The following is a 14,812-nucleotide window of genomic DNA, read 5'->3' on the forward strand; positions in this document are numbered from 1 at the left end:
GATCGTCAGCCGCCGCGCCTGAACGGGGTCAGTTCGCCCAGGAACGCCTGCTCGCCGGCAACGGCGGCGCGTTCCTGTTCGAGGAAGTCGGCCACCGCGCGACGAAAGTTCGGGTCGGGCAGGTAATGCGCCGACCAGGTCGATACGGGCGTATAGCCGCGCGCCAGCTTGTGCTCGCCCTGCGCGCCGGCCTCGACCCGCGCCAGCCCGCGCGCGATCGCGGCGTCGATCGCCTGATAATAGCAAAGTTCGAAATGGAGGAACGGCACCTCCTCGGTCGCGCCCCAGTAGCGGCCGTAGAGCGCGTCGTCGCCGATCAGGTTCAGCGCCCCGGCGATCGGCACGCCGTCCCGCTCGGCCAGGATCAGCAGCACACGCTCACCCAGCGCCTCGCCCAGCAGCGGGAAGAAGGCGCGCGTCAGGTACGGTTGCCCCCATTTGCGGCTGCCGGTGTCCTGGTAGAAGCGCCAGAAGGAGTCCCATTCGCGCGCGCCGATCTGCTCCCCGGTCAGGTGGCGGATCGTCAGCCCCTCTACCGCCGCGGCGCGTTCCTTGCGAATCGCCTTGCGCTTGCGGCTGGCGAGCGCGGCGAGGAAGTCGTCGAACGTGGCATAGCCGTCGTTCTGCCAATGAAACTGCGTACCCTCCCGGATCAGCCAGCCTGCCGCCTCGAACGACGCGAGTTGATCGGGCGCGACGAACGTGGCGTGTGCGGAGGACAGCTCATGTTGCGCGACGACCGCCTCGATCGCGGCGATCAGTGCCGGCGCGGCATCGGCGTCACGGAGCAGCAGGCGCGGGCCGGGAACGGGAGTGAACGGCGCGGCGACCTGTAACTTGGGATAATAACGGCCACCCGCGCGCTCCCATGCGTCAGCCCATGCGTGGTCGAAAACATATTCGCCCTGGCTATGCCCCTTCGCATAGGCAGGCGCGATCGCGACCGGTGCGCCATCCGCGCCGTCGATGACGATCGGCACGGGTTTCCAGCCGCTGCGGCCGCCGACACTGCCCGACGCCTCGAGCGCGGCAAGGAACGCATGGCCGACGAACGGATTGGCGGTGCCGGCGCACGCATCCCACCGGTCGGCAGGGATGGCGGCGACGCCAGGCACCAGGCGCGCGGTGAGCGAAGTCATCGCCGCCGAGATAGGAGCGCTGAGCCCGGCATCAAAGGGCCGGGCCGACCTCCACGATCGCATCGACCTCCACGGCCGCCCCCAGCGGCAGCGCCGCGACACCGACCGCGGCGCGCGCATGCTTGCCGGCGTCGCCGAACAGCGCGACCATCAGGTCCGACGCACCATTGGCGACCTTCGGCTGGTCGGTGAAATCGGCAGTGGAGTTCACGAACACCCCTAGCTTCACGATGCGGGTCACGCGTTGCAGGTTACCGAGATGCGCCTTGATCTGCGCGATCAGCATCAGCGCGCATGCGCGTGCCGCGTCCTGTCCGTCCTCCAGCGACACGCCGTCACCGAGCCGCCCGGTGATCACCGCGCCATTCCTGAACGGCAGTTGGCCGGAGATGTGGAGCAACCCGCCCGCCTCGACGACGGGGACATAGGCGGCGACGGGGGCAGCGGCCTGCGGCAGCGTGAGGCCCAGCTCCTGAAGAGCGCGATCGATACGGTCGGTCATGCCATGCTGCTTGCCGCGTGCGGACGGGCGCGGTCAAGCCTTGGCCGGCACGCCTTCGTCGAAGCGTGCCGTGATCCACGCCTGCGCTTCCTGCCAGTCGTCGATCCGGCGATGGGCGTGGGGAGAGGGCGGGACGCCGGGCGACAGCTGCGGTTCCGACACCATGTGCAGCCGCCACACGCCGGGTGCCGCCTGCGCGACCGATTCGTGATGGTGCGGCAGATCGTCGACGAATACCGTAACGGGCGCGCCATATTCCGCCACCAATCGAGCGACCGGCGTGCCCTTGCCCCCCTGATTGCATTCGACACGGTGCGCGATGCCGTGCCCGGCAAGCTGGTCGATCCGGTGGGTGCGGCAATGATCCTCCAGATTCGTGAGGATCACGATATCGGCGCGCGTCGCGAGCGCCGCCAGTGCTTCGGCGGCGTGCGGTACCAGCGTCTGGCGGTGCATCTCGCCGGGGAAAAAGCCGCCGAGATAGCCGAACATCTCCTCGCGGCTCAGCGGTTGATCGCTGCCGCGGCGCTTCATGCTTTTCGCCAGTTCCCACGAGCCGATCGTAAAATCGACCTCGTGCGCCTCGCCCAGCCATGTCGCGAAGTGACGGACCATGTGCAGCAGCACTTCGTCGCAGTCGCAGATCAGCAGCGGGCGCGTCACGCCGCCTGCTCCAGCGTGCGGGCCGCAGCGACCAGCGACGCGGGGCTGCGGCCGATCGATTCCGCGCAGGCGAGCAGGTCGGGCTCATGCGCCTCAAGGAAGACGAGGATCGCCGCCAGCGTGGATGGATCCTCCAGCCTTCCCCGCAGGTTGTCCACGGTAAGCCCCGTCGTGTCGATAAACCGGCCGGCACGTAACGGATCGTTAAGGATAAAGGATAAAGCATCGAGCGCGCATGTCGCGGCGTCGTTCGGGTTTGAATCGTAGCGTGCCATTATCTACCGTCGCCGAACATCTGGGAGTTCCCGTCGCGTGACAAAAAGAGTGCTCGTTGTCGAGGATAACGAACTCAACCTGAAGTTGTTCTGCGACCTGTTGCGGGCGCACGACTTCGCGGTGGAGCCGGTGCGCGACGGCCGCGAGGCGGTGGAGCGTGCGCGCGCCTTCGCCCCCGATCTGGTGGTGATGGACATCCAGATGCCGCATGTGACCGGCTATGAACTGCTGCTCCAGTTCAAGGCGGACGAGGCGCTGCGCCATATCCCGGTGATGGCGGTGACCGCCTATTCCGGCCGCGACGATGAGGAGCGACTACGCGCGGCGGGGGCGGACGCCTATGTCTCGAAGCCGATCACGCTGGCACGGTTCATGGCCGCTGTGGCGGCGCTGACCTGACGTGGGAAAAGCCGCCGGCGCAAGGCGCGGGCGGCTTTCGATCGGCACACCATCCAGATCGCGACGCGTCTCCGTCGCCGATCCCGGCTCGCACCGGGACGGCGTACCGATCGCTACGCGATCCGTACGATCACTTGATCTTGGCTTCCTTGAACGCGACGTGCTTGCGCACGACGGGATCGTACTTGTTGAAGCTCAGCTTCTCGGTCTTGGTGCGCGGGTTCTTCTTCGTGACGTAGAAGAAGCCGGTGTCGGCCGAGCTGACGAGCTTGATCTTGACGGTGGTCGGCTTTGCCATGACCAGTTCCTAGCGATTGAAAACGAAAAATGCGGCAGAGGCTTTCCCTGCCGCGTCAGGCGAGGGCGCTTGGCGCAAGCGAGCCGCGGAGTCAAGCATCCGAGCGGTTAAGTGCCCGGTAACCGTTTCCTGTCTAGGGACTTGTCCAAGGAGATGATGGTCATGACCAATGACGATTACATCGCGGTGCGCGCCGAGTTGAGTGCACGGATCGCCGCTGTCGAGTGGCGCGCCGGGCCATCGCGACTCGCTCCCGACATCGCGCGCATCCAGGCGCTGGCCGAGCGGCATCATATGCCGGTCGCGGTCGACGTCGCGAATCAGCTGCGACTGGCGTTGGTGAAGGGAGAACGCGGCGTACCGGTGCATCGCTGGCTGCGATTGCTGGGCGAGGCGGTGGCCAGCGATCGTGGGGAAGGTTCGAGCCGCGCAGCCTGAGCGCCCACGCAGTCTGGCGGGGGAGCCAATCGGCGCGGCAATCGTTTCGCCCGTGACATCTGATTTGCACGGAGCGACACGTGACCGAAACCAACCCCGCCCTCGATACCCCCACCGACCTGGCGCGTAACGACACGCGCACCGTGGCCGATGCGCTGAACGCCGCACTGGCGGACAGCTATGCGCTGTACCTGAAGACCAAGAACTTCCACTGGCACGTCAGCGGCCCGCATTTCCGCGACTATCACCTGCTGCTCGACGACCAGGCCGCACAGATCCTGGGCGTGACCGATGCGATCGCAGAGCGGGTGCGCAAGACCGGCAATACGACGCTGCGGTCGATCGGTGACATCTCACGTCGCCAGTCGATCACCGACAACGACCGCGATTTCGTGAACGCCGGCGACATGCTGGCGGAGTTGCGCGACGACAATCTGACGCTGGTGGAGCGTTTCCGCGAGGTCAAGCAGGCGTCCGAGGATGCCGGCGACAACGCGACCAGCGGCATCGTCGACGAATGGACCGACCAGGCCGAGGAGCGCGCCTGGTTCCTGTTCGAGGCCAGCCGCAAGGGCTGAGCGAGCATCCACGTGCGATTGCAGGAGCGCCGATCATGTTGAAACTTGCCGTCATCTTCCTCGTTGCCGGGCTAGTGCTCGGGGTGCTCGGCTTCAGCAGCCTCGGTGGCGCCTTCATCGGCATCGCCAAAATCCTGTTCTTCGTCGTTCTGGCGTTGTTCCTGATCTTCCTCGTGCTGGGGTTGGTCGCCGGCAAGAAGGTGAAGGACGCGATAGACTGATCGTCGGGCGAGCATGCATCGGGACGAGGCGGTTGTCTTGCCCCGGCCTGCGCGCGGGTGCATCACCGTACGCAGGTCATGTTCCCGAGGAGTTCCGATGCGTCTGTCCCTTGCCGCCGCTGCGTTGACGGCGATTACCACCTCTGTCGTGATACCTTCCGTCGTCGCCGCACAGACGGCCCCGTCGTTGCCGGCGAGCAATCCGTTCGCCAAGCCGAGCACGCTCCCGTTCGGCGCGCCGCCGTTCGATCGCATCAAGGACGCGGATTATCAGCCGGCGCTTGAGGCCGGCATGGCCGAGCAGCGCGCCGAAGTGGCCAATATCGTCCGGGCCCGATCCGCGCCGACCTTCGAGAACACGATCGACCCGCTGGAGCGGTCCGGCCGCCTGCTGGAGCGCGCGGCATTGGCGTTCTATGCCGTGAACGGTGCCAACACCAACGACGTGCTGCAAAAGGCGCAGGAGGCGCTGGCGCCCAAATTCGCCGCGCATCAGGATGCGATCGCGCTGAACCCGCAGCTGTTCGCGCGAATCAGCACGCTGTACGATGCGCGGGCGACGTTGAAGCTCATGCCCGAGCAGTTGCAGGTGCTGACGCTGACCTATGAGAATATGGTCCGCGCCGGTGCGAAGCTGGCTCCCGCCGAAAAGGTGAAGCTGAGCGCGCTGAACGCGCAGCTGTCGACGCTGGAGACCGCTTTCCAGCAAAAGCTGCTTGCCGCCGCGAAGGCGGGCGCGCTGGTCGTCGACGATCGCGCGAAGCTGGCCGGGCTGTCGGATGCGGAGATCGCCGCCGCCGCCAACACCGCCACGGAGCGCGGGATGCCGGGCAAGTTCGTCCTGACGCTGCAGAACACCACCGAGCAGCCGGCGCTTGCATCGCTGACCGATCGCGCGACGCGTGAGGCGCTGTTCAACGCCAGCTGGTCGCGCGCGCAGAAGGGCGACGCCAACGATACGCGTGCGACGATCAGCCAGATCGCCGAACTGCGCGCGCAAAAGGCGAAGCTGCTCGGCTTCCCGACCTGGGCCGATTACGTGCTGGCCGACCAGATGGCGAAGAACCCGAGAACGGCGCTCGGCTTCATGCAGCAGTTGGGCAAGCCGGTCGGTGCCGAACAGCGCCGCGAAGCCGCCGAGTTGCAAGCGCAGATCAAGGCGGACGGCGGCGATTTCGCGCTGAAGCCATGGGACTGGGACCTGTATGCCGAAAAGCTGCGCAAAGCGAAGTACGACCTGAACCAGGACGAGCTGAAGCCGTATTTCGAGATAAACAAGGTGCTGACCGACGGCGTCTTTTACGCCGCGACCCAGCTGTACGGCATCACGTTCAAACGGCGCACCGACCTGCCGGTCTATCAGCCCGACGTGATGGTCTACGAAGTATCGGAGGAAAATGGCACGCCGATCGGACTGATGTATTTCGACTATTTCAAGCGCGACAACAAGAACGGCGGCGCGTGGATGTCGAACTTCGTCAACCAGTCGAAGCTGCTCGGCACCAAGCCGGTAATCTACAACGTCGGCAATTTCGCCAAGCCAGCTGCGGGGCAGCCCGCGCTCATCACCTTCGACGACGTAGTGACGATGTTCCACGAATTCGGTCATGCGCTGCACGGCCTGTTCGCGAACCAGACCTACCCATCGGTGTCGGGCACCAATACCGCGCGCGACTTCGTGGAGTTCCCGTCGCAGTTCAACGAGCATTGGGCGCTCGATCCGAAGGTGCTGCCGCATTACGCCGTCAACCGGCAGGGACAGGTGATCCCGCCCGCGCTGGTTGCCAAGATCAAGCGCGCATCGGCGTTCAACACCGGCAATACGTTCGGGCAGGCGCTGGCCGCATCGGAACTGGACATGAGCTGGCACTCGCTGCCGGCCACCGCCGGGCGGCAGGATGCCGATGCGTTCGAGAAGAAGGCGCTGGCCGCGACCGGGCTGCAGACCGACGACGTGCCGCCGCGTTATCGCTCCAGCTACTTCCTGCACATCTGGGGCAACGGCTATTCGGCGGGCTATTACGCCTATCAATGGACCAAGATGCTCGACGCCAATGCCTATGCCTGGTTCGAGAATCACGGTGGGCTGACGCGCGCCAACGGACAGCGTTTCCGCGACATGATCCTGTCCAAGGGACACACCGAGGAGTATGCGCCGATGTTCCGGGCCTTCAACGGCAAGGATCCGGAAGTGGCGCCGCTGCTACGCGATCTCGGCCTGAATGCCGACGGCAGCCGCGTCGCGGCGGAATAAGCGATATCGCTGGCGGGCGAGGCGATCCGGATCGCCTCGCCCGCATGGGCGAAGAACGGTGCGGCCTATGCCAGCAGGTCGCGCATTTCCGGATGCTTTTCGATGTACGACCGCACGAAGCGGCATTGCGGCACCACCTTCAGCCCGCGGTCGCGCACCAGGTCCAGCGCGCCATGCACCAGCTTGGTGCCGACGCCGCGGCCTTCGATTTCAGGCGGTACGACCGTGTGGGTGAAGACGATCGTGTCACCTTCCTGCTGATAGGCGGCGACCGCACGATGGTCGCCGATCGTCAGCGTGAACTCCTGCTCCGACCGATTGTCGCGGACGCGCTCCACCGTCATCGCGCTGCTGCCGGTGCCTCGGGTGGCGCGTCAACGCCCCTGGCGGCCGGTGCGATCGGACGCGGCTTGTCGGCGCGGTTTTCGGTTTCGGGGGTGCGACGCTCGCATCCCGACAGGATCGTCGCGGTGGCGAAGGTGAACAGGGCGAGATTCGGCCGGAAGCGCATCGCGAGCTTTCGAAAAGTGAGGTCAGCGCATTACGCGCGACCGCCGCGCGCGTTCCGCCCTGCGGTTGCGGAGCCGCGCCCGCACGCCTAGGTGCACCGATGAACATGGCGCGCGACCCGCTTCCCGATCTTCACCGCATCTTCGGCTTCCCTGCGTTCCGCGGCGTGCAGGAGCAGGTGGTGACGCGCGTGCTGGCGGGTGAGCGCACGCTGGCGGTGATGCCGACCGGGGCCGGCAAGTCGCTGTGCTATCAACTGCCCTCGGCGATGCTGGACGGGACGTGCGTGGTCGTCAGCCCGCTGATCGCGCTGATGCACGACCAGCTGCGTGCCGCGACCGCAGTGGGTCTGCGCGCCGCCACGCTGACCAGTGTCGATGAAAACCGGGCCGAGACGCGCGGGCGCTATCTGGATGGCGATCTGGACCTGCTCTACGTTGCGCCGGAGCGCGCCTCCACCGCGGAGTTCCGCGACCTGCTGACGCGGGGTCGCCCGGCGCTGTTCGCGATCGACGAGGCGCATTGCGTCAGCGAATGGGGGCATGATTTCCGCCCAGACTATCGGTTGCTGCGGCCGTTGCTCGACACGTTCGCGGACGTGCCGCGGCTGGCGCTGACCGCGACCGCCGACGCGCATACGCGCGCCGACATTCTCGAACAGCTCGGCATCCCGCACGACGGGATGATCGTCGCTGGGTTCGACCGGCCCAACATCCGTTACGCGATCCGTCCGAAGGACAACAGCACGCGGCAGATCGCCGACGTCATCCGCGACACGCCGGGTCCGGGGATCGTCTACGTCCAGACACGCGCCGCGACCGAGAAGCTCGCCGCGCAGCTCGGGCAGCTGACCGGTCGCCCGGCGCGCGCCTATCACGCCGGACTGGACCCGGCGGTGCGCGCGCGCAACCAGGCCGATTTCGTGGCGTCCGAGGATATGGTGATGTGCGCGACGGTGGCGTTCGGGATGGGCATCGACAAGCCCGACGTCCGCTTCGTCGCGCATGCCGGGCTGCCCAAGTCGATCGAAGCCTATTATCAGGAAACCGGCCGCGCCGGGCGCGACGGCGACCCGGCGGTGGCGCATCTGTTCTGGGGTGCGGAGGATTTCGCGCGTGCCCGGCAGCGGATCGGCGAGGTCGAGGCGCAGCGCCAGCCCGGCGAACGCCAGCGGCTGGCCGCACTGGGTGCGCTGGTCGAGACGGCGGGGTGTCGCCGCGCGATCCTGCTGCGCCATTTCGGCGAGCATCCGGCGGAGACATGCGGCAATTGCGACAATTGCCTGTCGCCCCCTGCGGCGATCGACGCGACCGAAACGGCGCGCAAATACCTTTCGGCGGTGTTCCGCACCGGGCAGATGTTCGGCGCGACCTATATCGAGGAAGTGCTGACCGGCAAGTCGAGCGAGCGCAGCCTGATGAACGGGCACGAGGCGCTGACGGTCTGGAACATCGTCTCCGGCGACGAAACGGCGATGCTGAAGCCGGTCGGGCGTGCGTTGCTGCTGAAGGATGCGCTGCGCACCAATCCACACGGTGGGCTGGAATTCGGCCCCGCGGCGCGCGCGCTGCTGAAGGGCGAGGCGACGCTGCCGCTGGTCGAGCCACCGAAGCGCGAGCGGCGGCGGCGTGGCGGGTCAGGCGGCGGAGCGGGCAGTCCGGCGGACGATCCGTTGTTCGAGGCGCTGCGCGTCACCCGGCGCGAGCTGGCCAAGGAAGCGGGCGTGCCACCTTACGTGATCTTTCACGATTCGGCGCTGCGCGAGATGGCGGCGCTGCGGCCGACATCGTTGATGGCGCTGGGGCGGATCGCGGGGATCGGGCAGCGCAAGCTCGACGCCTATGGGCAGGCGTTCCTCGATACGCTTCGCAACCACGGATGATCGTTTCCGGCTGACGTGCGCGACGTACATTGCTACGGTCGCGGCCATGCTTCGCCCCCTGGATGAAACGATCGCGGTCGCCCCGCAGATCACCCCCGACGACGTTCCCGCGATCGCGGCCGCCGGCTATGTCGCGATCGTCAACAATCGCCCCGATGGCGAAGAGCGCGGCCAGCCGGACGGCGATGCGATTCGCATCGCGGCGGAAGCGGCCGGGCTGGCCTATACCGCGATCCCGATCGCGCCGGGCGGCTTCTCCCGCGCGCAGGTCGATGCGATGGCCGCCGCTTTGTCGGCTGCGGACGGGCCGGTGCTGGCCTATTGTCGCTCGGGCACGCGATCGTGCAACCTGTGGGCCCTGGCGCGCGCCGCGCGGGGCGACGACGCCGCGGCGCTGACCGGCAAGGCGGCGCAGGCCGGCTACGACCTCGGCGGATTGCGCCCGGCACTGGATGCGGTGGCGCGCGGCGGCTGAGGCGGCGGTGCGGCTGGGGGCGCTGTTCGGCTTCGGCCGGACGGAGCGATTGATCCACACCGTCGAGGAAGCGCTGACCGCCGTCGCCGAAGCGCTGCCGGGGTTTCATGCCTTCGATGCGGCGATCGCCGACGACGGGCAGGCGGCGCTGACGATCGATCGTCGCGGTCGGATCGCGCTGGTCCGGGTCGATGGCGCACGGGTGCGCGCACGTGAGGTACAATGGCCGATGTTGAGGTTGGTGGAGGGCGGTATCCTGGTCGAAACGCGCGACCGGCGGCTCGGCACGGTGCTGCTCAATCGCCTGACCGCGATCGACATCCGCCGACTGGGCATGCCGCCGTTGATGCAGCGCGAACCGGCGGTGATCGTAGATGAGCCGGCGGCGCTCGTTACTCACGCCTAAAGCGCCTGTGGGTGAGGGGGCGTTCCGTTCAGCCGGCATTCCGCGGCCCGCCGCATAGCCCGGCCGTGGATCAGATCGGGAATGACGGCCTCACCTGATGTCGATGGTCCTGGGTGTCGGTGGTTCTGACGGCGGCGCTTCCCCGCCATGTTGGGCAAGCGTCGCGACCGCCGTATGTGCCTATTTGGCCGGCGCGGCACCCTCCGCTTCGCGACGAGCCTTCCGATCGCGATAGAATTGTTGCACGACGGCCCAGCCCTCGGCGGCGCTCTCGACATAGCGGAAGATGCCAAGGTCGCGTTCGGACACCACGCCCTCCTCGACCAGCGCCTCGAAATTGACGACGCGTTCCCAGAATTCGCGCCCGAACAGCAGCACCGGCATCGGTTCGATCTTGCCGGTCTGAATCAGCGTGAGCAATTCGAACAGCTCGTCGAACGTCCCGAAGCCGCCTGGGAAAGCGGCCAGCGCGCGGGCGTGGAGCAGGAAATGCATCTTGCGCAGCGCGAAATAGTGGAATTGCGTGCTGAGCGCCGGGGTCACGTAGGGGTTGGGCGCCTGTTCGTGCGGCAGGACGATGTTCAGCCCGATCGATTCGGCATGGACGTCCGCCGCGCCGCGGTTCGCGGCCTCCATGATCGAGGGGCCACCACCCGAACACACCACGAAGTGGCGTTTGCCCGCTTCGTCGCGCGGGAAGTTCGAGCAGAGTTGCGCCAGCTCGCGCGCCATGTCGTAATATTTGCTTTTCGCCACCAGTCGCTCGGCGATGCGGCGGCTCTTGTCGTCGGTGGCGAGATCGAGCAGCGCCTGCGCCTTGGCCGGTTCCGGGATGCGTGCCGAACCGTAGAAGACGAAGGTCGAACCGATATGCGCCTGATCGAGGATCAGCTGCGTCTTGAGCAGTTCGAGCTGGAAGCGGACCGGACGCAGATCCTCTCGCAGCAGGAAGTCCATGTCCTGGAAGGCAAGGCTGTACGCCGGGCTTTCGGTCTGCGGGGTCGAGATGCTGGTCTTGGCGACCTCTGCATCCTGCTTGGCGCGCGGGAAGACGCGGCTGGGTACGCGGGTATCGCTCATTCGCGTCGAGATAGGGCGGCGCGAAGGTCGCCGCAAGCTTAGCGGCAGAAGCGCGCGCCGTCGTCCTCCAGGTGCAGATGGTCGCGGTGGACGGCGTTATAGTCGGGCGACAGCACGGTGCCGAAACGCCGGCATGCGGAGGTGTGGACGGTGCGCAGGAAGCGACGCACGTCGGGATCGGCGGCGTTCCAGTCGCGCAGGATCGAGATCCGCCGACCGTCCTTCAGCTCGAACGCGCCGATATCGATCGCATTGGCGATGGCGTGGCCGGAGCGACGTGCCGGACCGCGTGTGCCGACGGTGTTGCGGCAGGCGTAGCTGCCCATCGTGACGACGCGGGACAATTCCGATCCGAGGATCTGATAGGCCGCAGGGGCCACGCCGTTGCGCGCCCATGCGGCATAGGCGCGTGCCTGTCCGCACCGCACCGCCCCCAGATTCGCGGTCGGCACGCCGATATCGAGCAGCTTGACCGTGCCGGTCAGCGCGCAGCCGCCGCCGAAATCCTTGTCCGGCAGCGGCTGGAAATCGACGCCCAGCGCACGCAGGTCGGCGAGGCATTGCCGCGTCTGGCGCGCGGACGGCAGTTCGACGCGCGCGCGTTGCGTGGATGCGGCGGGACGCTCGGTCCGGCCGCACGCGGCGAGTGCGAGCAATATCGCGATGCCCCCGCCAATCGTCGCGTTCCGCATGGAAATCGTCTGCGACAGGCCTGCGGATATCGCAAGCGCGACGGAGACGAAGAGGGCCCCCCACACGGTGATCGGATAATCCATGTTGTCACGGGCCGGGCATATCGCTAGGGCCGTCGACGGGCCACGCGGTCCCAACGCCGCGCGTGCTCTCTGTGAGGAGAGGCAGACATGACTGATTCGAACGCCGCCGACGCCACCATTGCGCCGGCCAAGCCCGCCACCAAACCGGCGCGGCCGCATTTTTCATCCGGCCCTTGCGCGAAGCCGCCGGGCTATGACCCCGCCAAGCTCGCGACCGACGTCCTGGGACGTTCGCACCGCTCGAAGCTGGGCAAGCAGCGCCTGCAATATTGCATCGACCTGATGCGTGAGTTGCTCAACCTTCCCGATACGCACCGCATCGGCATCGTGCCCGGTTCCGACACCGGCGCGTTCGAGATGGCGATGTGGACGATGCTGGGCGCGCGCCCGGTCACCGCATTGGCGTGGGAGAGCTTCGGCGAAGGCTGGGTGACCGACGCGGTCAAGCAGCTGAAGATCGACCCGGCCGTCGTGCGTGCCGATTACGGCCAGCTGCCCGATCTCGACGCGATCGACTGGACCAGCGATGTGCTGTTCACGTGGAACGGCACGACCAGCGGCGTGCGCGTGCCCAACGGCGACTTCATCCCCGCCGATCGCGAGGGATTGTCGTTCGCCGACGCTACGTCCGGCGTGTTCGCCTACGACCTGCCGTGGGACAAGATCGACGTCGCGACGTTCAGCTGGCAGAAGGTGCTGGGCGGCGAGGGCGGGCACGGCGTGCTGATCCTCGGCCCGCGCGCCGTCGAGCGGCTGGAAACCTACACGCCGGCGTGGCCGTTGCCGAAGGTGTTCCGCCTGGTCAGCAAGGGCAAGCTGACCGAGGGCGTGTTCAAGGGCGAGACGATCAACACACCGTCGATGCTGGCGGTCGAGGATGCGATCTGGTCGCTGGAATGGGCCAAGGGGCTGGGTGAGCGCGGTTTGATCGCACGCTCCGACGCCAATGCCGCGGCGCTCGACCGGATCGTGGCGGAACGCGACTGGCTCGGGCATCTCGCCGCCGACCCGGCATCGCGGTCGAAGACCAGCGTGTGCCTGACGGTGGATGCGGATGAGGCCGTCATCAAGAAGATGGTCTCGCTGCTGGAGGCCGAGGGTGCGGCGCTCGACATCGGCGGCTATCGCGACGCACCGCCGGGCTTGCGCATCTGGTGCGGCGCGACCGTCGACACCGCCGACGTCGAGGCGCTCGGGCCGTGGCTCGACTGGGCCTATGCAACGGCGAAGGCCGGCTGACGAATTGCCGTTACCCCGGCGCAGGCCGGGGTTTCCCCACATGGCGTGCCCGCGCGGCACGAGATCCCTGCCGATGCCGGGACGACGAGGTGAAATATGCCCAAGGTACTGATTTCCGACAAGATGGACCCGCGCGCTGCCGAGATCTTCCGCGAACGCGGGGTCGAGGTGGACGAGATCACCGGCAAGACCCCCGACGAGCTGAAGGCGATCATCGGCCAGTATGACGGCCTGGCGATCCGCAGTTCGACCAAGGTCACCAAGGACATCCTCGACCATGCCACCAACCTGAAGGTGGTGGGCCGCGCCGGGATCGGCGTCGACAATGTCGACATCCCCGCCGCGTCGTCGAAGGGCGTCGTCGTGATGAACACCCCGTTCGGCAACTCGATCACCACCGCCGAACACGCCATCGCGCTGATGTTCGCGCTCGCGCGCCAACTGCCCGAGGCCGACGCCTCGACGCAGGCCGGCAAGTGGGAGAAGAATCGCTTCATGGGGGTCGAGATGACCGCCAAGACGCTGGGGCTGATCGGCGCGGGCAACATCGGTTCGATCGTCGCCGACCGGGCGCTGGGCCTGAAGATGAAGGTCGTGGCGTTCGATCCGTTCCTGACCGAGGAGCGCGCGGTGGAACTGGGCGTGACCAAGGTGACGCTGGACGAACTGCTGGCGCGCGCCGATTTCATCACGCTGCACACGCCGCTGACCGACCAGACGCGCAACATCCTGTCGGCGGAAAATCTCGCCAAGACCAGAAAGGGCGTGCGGATCGTCAATTGCGCGCGCGGCGGGTTGATCGACGAGGCGGCGCTGAAGGAAGGGCTCGATTCCGGGCACATCGCGGGCGCGGCGCTGGACGTGTTCGTCAGCGAGCCGGCCAAGGACAGCCCGTTGTTCGGTACGCCCAACTTCATCTCCACCCCGCATCTGGGCGCGTCGACCACCGAGGCGCAGGTGAACGTGGCGATCCAGGTCGCCGAGCAGATGGCCGACTATCTGGTGTCGGGCGGCGTCACGAACGCGCTGAACGTGCCCAGCCTGTCGGCGGAGGAAGCGCCCAAGCTGCGCCCGTACATGGGGCTGGCGGAAAAGCTCGGCTCGCTGGTCGGGCAGCTTGCGACCGGTGCGATCGACCGCATCTCGATCCATCGCGAAGGTGCGGCGGCGGACCTGAACCCGAAGCCGTTGACCAGCGCGGTGCTGACCGGGTTCCTCCGCCAGCAGACCGACACGGTGAACATGGTCAACGCGCCGGTGCTGGCGCGCGACCGCGGCATGGAAGTGCGTGAGATCCGCACCGAGCGCGAGGGCGATTATCACACGCTGCTGCGCGTCGCGGTGCGCACCGCCGATGGCGAGCGGTCGGTGGCGGGCACGCTGTTCGGTGATTCGGCGCCGCGGCTGGTCGAGCTGTTCGGGATCAAGGTCGAGGCCGACCTGACCGGCGCGATGCTGTACGTCGTCAACGAGGATGCGCCGGGCTTCATCGGTCGGATCGGCACGCTGCTGGGCGAGGCGGGCGTCAACATCGGCACCTTCCACCTGGGGCGCCGCGATGCAGGCGGCGAGGCGGTGCTGCTGCTGAGCGTCGATCAGCCGGTCGACGCCGGGTTGCTGGCGCAGGTCAAGGCGCTGCCTGGCGTGAAGACCGCGATGGGCCTGTCGTTCTGAAA

The 14,812-nt window shown here is 67.1% G+C and carries 19 protein-coding genes; 10 read left to right on the top strand and 9 right to left on the bottom strand.

The window, feature by feature from the left end:
* Nucleotides 1-5: 5 nt before the first annotated feature.
* From ASE95_RS07800 to ASE95_RS07815, 4 genes are read right to left on the bottom strand one after another with little or no spacing between them, the layout of a single operon-like run.
* Nucleotides 6-1,139: a GNAT family N-acetyltransferase gene (locus ASE95_RS07800; protein ID WP_056634140.1), complete on the bottom strand. Its 1,134-nt coding sequence runs from the start codon at nucleotides 1,137-1,139 to the stop codon at nucleotides 6-8.
* Nucleotides 1,140-1,170: 31 nt separating this feature from the next.
* On the bottom strand, nucleotides 1,171-1,641 hold the full coding sequence (locus ASE95_RS07805) for a RidA family protein (RefSeq protein ID WP_056634142.1): 471 nt from the start codon (nucleotides 1,639-1,641) through the stop codon (nucleotides 1,171-1,173).
* 33 nt (nucleotides 1,642-1,674) lie between these two features.
* Nucleotides 1,675-2,256 (bottom strand): hypothetical protein, encoded by a 582-nt coding sequence (locus tag ASE95_RS07810; RefSeq protein WP_056635928.1) that lies wholly within the window; start codon nucleotides 2,254-2,256, stop codon nucleotides 1,675-1,677.
* 44 nt (nucleotides 2,257-2,300) lie between these two features.
* A complete protein-coding gene (locus tag ASE95_RS07815; protein WP_056634143.1) occupies nucleotides 2,301-2,579 on the bottom strand; it encodes a DUF3572 family protein in 279 nt (92 codons plus the stop codon).
* A gap of 37 nt (nucleotides 2,580-2,616) precedes the next feature.
* Here ASE95_RS07815 and ASE95_RS07820 point away from each other — a divergent pair, with 37 nt between their 5' ends.
* Nucleotides 2,617-2,979, top strand: coding sequence for a response regulator (locus ASE95_RS07820; RefSeq protein WP_056634148.1), 363 nt, complete (start codon nucleotides 2,617-2,619; stop codon nucleotides 2,977-2,979).
* A 130-nt stretch (nucleotides 2,980-3,109) separates the two neighbouring features.
* On the opposite strand, the gene rpmG is transcribed toward ASE95_RS07820, so the two are convergent.
* Complete coding sequence (rpmG, locus tag ASE95_RS07825; RefSeq protein WP_022687989.1) at nucleotides 3,110-3,277, bottom strand: 50S ribosomal protein L33; 168 nt, start codon at nucleotides 3,275-3,277, stop codon at nucleotides 3,110-3,112.
* 162 nt (nucleotides 3,278-3,439) lie between these two features.
* Here rpmG and ASE95_RS07830 point away from each other — a divergent pair, with 162 nt between their 5' ends.
* From ASE95_RS07830 to ASE95_RS07845, 4 genes are all read left to right on the top strand, one after another.
* Nucleotides 3,440-3,715 carry a hypothetical protein gene (locus ASE95_RS07830; RefSeq protein ID WP_156347932.1) on the top strand — a complete coding sequence of 92 codons (276 nt, stop codon included), beginning with the start codon at nucleotides 3,440-3,442 and terminating at the stop codon, nucleotides 3,713-3,715.
* Between the two features lie 80 nt (nucleotides 3,716-3,795).
* Nucleotides 3,796-4,293, top strand: a complete 498-nt coding sequence (locus ASE95_RS07835) for a Dps family protein (RefSeq protein ID WP_056634156.1) — start codon at nucleotides 3,796-3,798, stop codon at nucleotides 4,291-4,293.
* A gap of 35 nt (nucleotides 4,294-4,328) precedes the next feature.
* Nucleotides 4,329-4,514 carry a DUF1328 domain-containing protein gene (locus tag ASE95_RS07840; protein WP_056634159.1) on the top strand — a complete coding sequence of 62 codons (186 nt, stop codon included), beginning with the start codon at nucleotides 4,329-4,331 and terminating at the stop codon, nucleotides 4,512-4,514.
* Nucleotides 4,515-4,611: 97 nt separating this feature from the next.
* On the top strand, nucleotides 4,612-6,768 hold the full coding sequence (locus ASE95_RS07845) for a M3 family metallopeptidase (protein ID WP_056634163.1): 2,157 nt from the start codon (nucleotides 4,612-4,614) through the stop codon (nucleotides 6,766-6,768).
* Nucleotides 6,769-6,833: 65 nt separating this feature from the next.
* Here ASE95_RS07845 and ASE95_RS07850 read toward each other — a convergent pair whose 3' ends face one another.
* Complete coding sequence (locus tag ASE95_RS07850) at nucleotides 6,834-7,112, bottom strand: GNAT family N-acetyltransferase (protein WP_056634165.1); 279 nt, start codon at nucleotides 7,110-7,112, stop codon at nucleotides 6,834-6,836.
* Nucleotides 7,109-7,279, bottom strand: a complete 171-nt coding sequence (locus tag ASE95_RS17605) for a hypothetical protein (protein ID WP_156347933.1) — start codon at nucleotides 7,277-7,279, stop codon at nucleotides 7,109-7,111. Before ASE95_RS17605 ends, ASE95_RS07850 begins: the two co-directional genes overlap by 4 nt.
* A gap of 105 nt (nucleotides 7,280-7,384) precedes the next feature.
* Here ASE95_RS17605 and recQ point away from each other — a divergent pair, with 105 nt between their 5' ends.
* From recQ to ASE95_RS07865, 3 genes are read left to right on the top strand one after another with little or no spacing between them, the layout of a single operon-like run.
* On the top strand, nucleotides 7,385-9,160 hold the full coding sequence (gene recQ / locus ASE95_RS07855; protein WP_056635931.1) for a DNA helicase RecQ: 1,776 nt from the start codon (nucleotides 7,385-7,387) through the stop codon (nucleotides 9,158-9,160).
* Between the two features lie 46 nt (nucleotides 9,161-9,206).
* Nucleotides 9,207-9,635: a TIGR01244 family sulfur transferase gene (locus ASE95_RS07860; RefSeq protein ID WP_056634168.1), complete on the top strand. Its 429-nt coding sequence runs from the start codon at nucleotides 9,207-9,209 to the stop codon at nucleotides 9,633-9,635.
* On the top strand, nucleotides 9,613-10,041 hold the full coding sequence (locus ASE95_RS07865; protein WP_056634171.1) for a hypothetical protein: 429 nt from the start codon (nucleotides 9,613-9,615) through the stop codon (nucleotides 10,039-10,041). The genes ASE95_RS07860 and ASE95_RS07865 overlap by 23 nt, the downstream gene beginning before the upstream one ends.
* Nucleotides 10,042-10,221: 180 nt before the next feature.
* Here the strand turns inward: ASE95_RS07865 and ASE95_RS07870 are convergent, their stop codons facing one another.
* On the bottom strand, nucleotides 10,222-11,121 hold the full coding sequence (locus ASE95_RS07870) for an LOG family protein (protein WP_056634174.1): 900 nt from the start codon (nucleotides 11,119-11,121) through the stop codon (nucleotides 10,222-10,224).
* 38 nt (nucleotides 11,122-11,159) lie between these two features.
* Complete coding sequence (locus ASE95_RS07875) at nucleotides 11,160-11,813, bottom strand: extensin family protein (RefSeq protein WP_056635933.1); 654 nt, start codon at nucleotides 11,811-11,813, stop codon at nucleotides 11,160-11,162.
* Between the two features lie 171 nt (nucleotides 11,814-11,984).
* Between ASE95_RS07875 and ASE95_RS07880 the strand changes: the two genes are divergently transcribed.
* On the top strand, nucleotides 11,985-13,136 hold the full coding sequence (locus ASE95_RS07880) for a phosphoserine transaminase (protein ID WP_056634177.1): 1,152 nt from the start codon (nucleotides 11,985-11,987) through the stop codon (nucleotides 13,134-13,136).
* A 96-nt stretch (nucleotides 13,137-13,232) separates the two neighbouring features.
* Nucleotides 13,233-14,810, top strand: a complete 1,578-nt coding sequence (serA, locus tag ASE95_RS07885; protein WP_056634180.1) for a phosphoglycerate dehydrogenase — start codon at nucleotides 13,233-13,235, stop codon at nucleotides 14,808-14,810.
* Nucleotides 14,811-14,812: the final 2 nt, after the last annotated feature.

Origin of the sequence: Sphingomonas sp. Leaf231 (assembly GCF_001421995.1) — a bacterium.
GTDB lineage: Bacteria > Pseudomonadota > Alphaproteobacteria > Sphingomonadales > Sphingomonadaceae > Sphingomonas.

Excerpts from the sequence above, each read along its gene's own strand:
- ASE95_RS07805 (WP_056634142.1), bottom strand. The coding sequence starts at position 1,641 with ATGACCGACCGTATCGATCGCGCTCTTCAGGAGCTGGGCCTCACGCTG.
- ASE95_RS07875 (WP_056635933.1), bottom strand. The coding sequence starts at position 11,813 with ATGCGGAACGCGACGATTGGCGGGGGCATCGCGATATTGCTCGCACTC.
- ASE95_RS07860 (WP_056634168.1), top strand. The coding sequence starts at position 9,207 with ATGCTTCGCCCCCTGGATGAAACGATCGCGGTCGCCCCGCAGATCACC.
- ASE95_RS07830 (WP_156347932.1), top strand. The coding sequence starts at position 3,440 with ATGACCAATGACGATTACATCGCGGTGCGCGCCGAGTTGAGTGCACGG.
- serA (WP_056634180.1), top strand. The coding sequence starts at position 13,233 with ATGCCCAAGGTACTGATTTCCGACAAGATGGACCCGCGCGCTGCCGAG.
- ASE95_RS07870 (WP_056634174.1), bottom strand. The coding sequence starts at position 11,121 with ATGAGCGATACCCGCGTACCCAGCCGCGTCTTCCCGCGCGCCAAGCAG.
- ASE95_RS07810 (WP_056635928.1), bottom strand. The coding sequence starts at position 2,256 with ATGGTCCGTCACTTCGCGACATGGCTGGGCGAGGCGCACGAGGTCGAT.
- ASE95_RS07845 (WP_056634163.1), top strand. The coding sequence starts at position 4,612 with ATGCGTCTGTCCCTTGCCGCCGCTGCGTTGACGGCGATTACCACCTCT.
- ASE95_RS07815 (WP_056634143.1), bottom strand. The coding sequence starts at position 2,579 with ATGGCACGCTACGATTCAAACCCGAACGACGCCGCGACATGCGCGCTC.
- ASE95_RS07850 (WP_056634165.1), bottom strand. The coding sequence starts at position 7,112 with ATGACGGTGGAGCGCGTCCGCGACAATCGGTCGGAGCAGGAGTTCACG.
- ASE95_RS07800 (WP_056634140.1), bottom strand. The coding sequence starts at position 1,139 with ATGACTTCGCTCACCGCGCGCCTGGTGCCTGGCGTCGCCGCCATCCCT.
- ASE95_RS07840 (WP_056634159.1), top strand. The coding sequence starts at position 4,329 with ATGTTGAAACTTGCCGTCATCTTCCTCGTTGCCGGGCTAGTGCTCGGG.
- ASE95_RS17605 (WP_156347933.1), bottom strand. The coding sequence starts at position 7,279 with ATGCGCTTCCGGCCGAATCTCGCCCTGTTCACCTTCGCCACCGCGACG.
- recQ (WP_056635931.1), top strand. The coding sequence starts at position 7,385 with ATGGCGCGCGACCCGCTTCCCGATCTTCACCGCATCTTCGGCTTCCCT.
- rpmG (WP_022687989.1), bottom strand. The coding sequence starts at position 3,277 with ATGGCAAAGCCGACCACCGTCAAGATCAAGCTCGTCAGCTCGGCCGAC.
- ASE95_RS07880 (WP_056634177.1), top strand. The coding sequence starts at position 11,985 with ATGACTGATTCGAACGCCGCCGACGCCACCATTGCGCCGGCCAAGCCC.
- ASE95_RS07865 (WP_056634171.1), top strand. The coding sequence starts at position 9,613 with ATGCGGTGGCGCGCGGCGGCTGAGGCGGCGGTGCGGCTGGGGGCGCTG.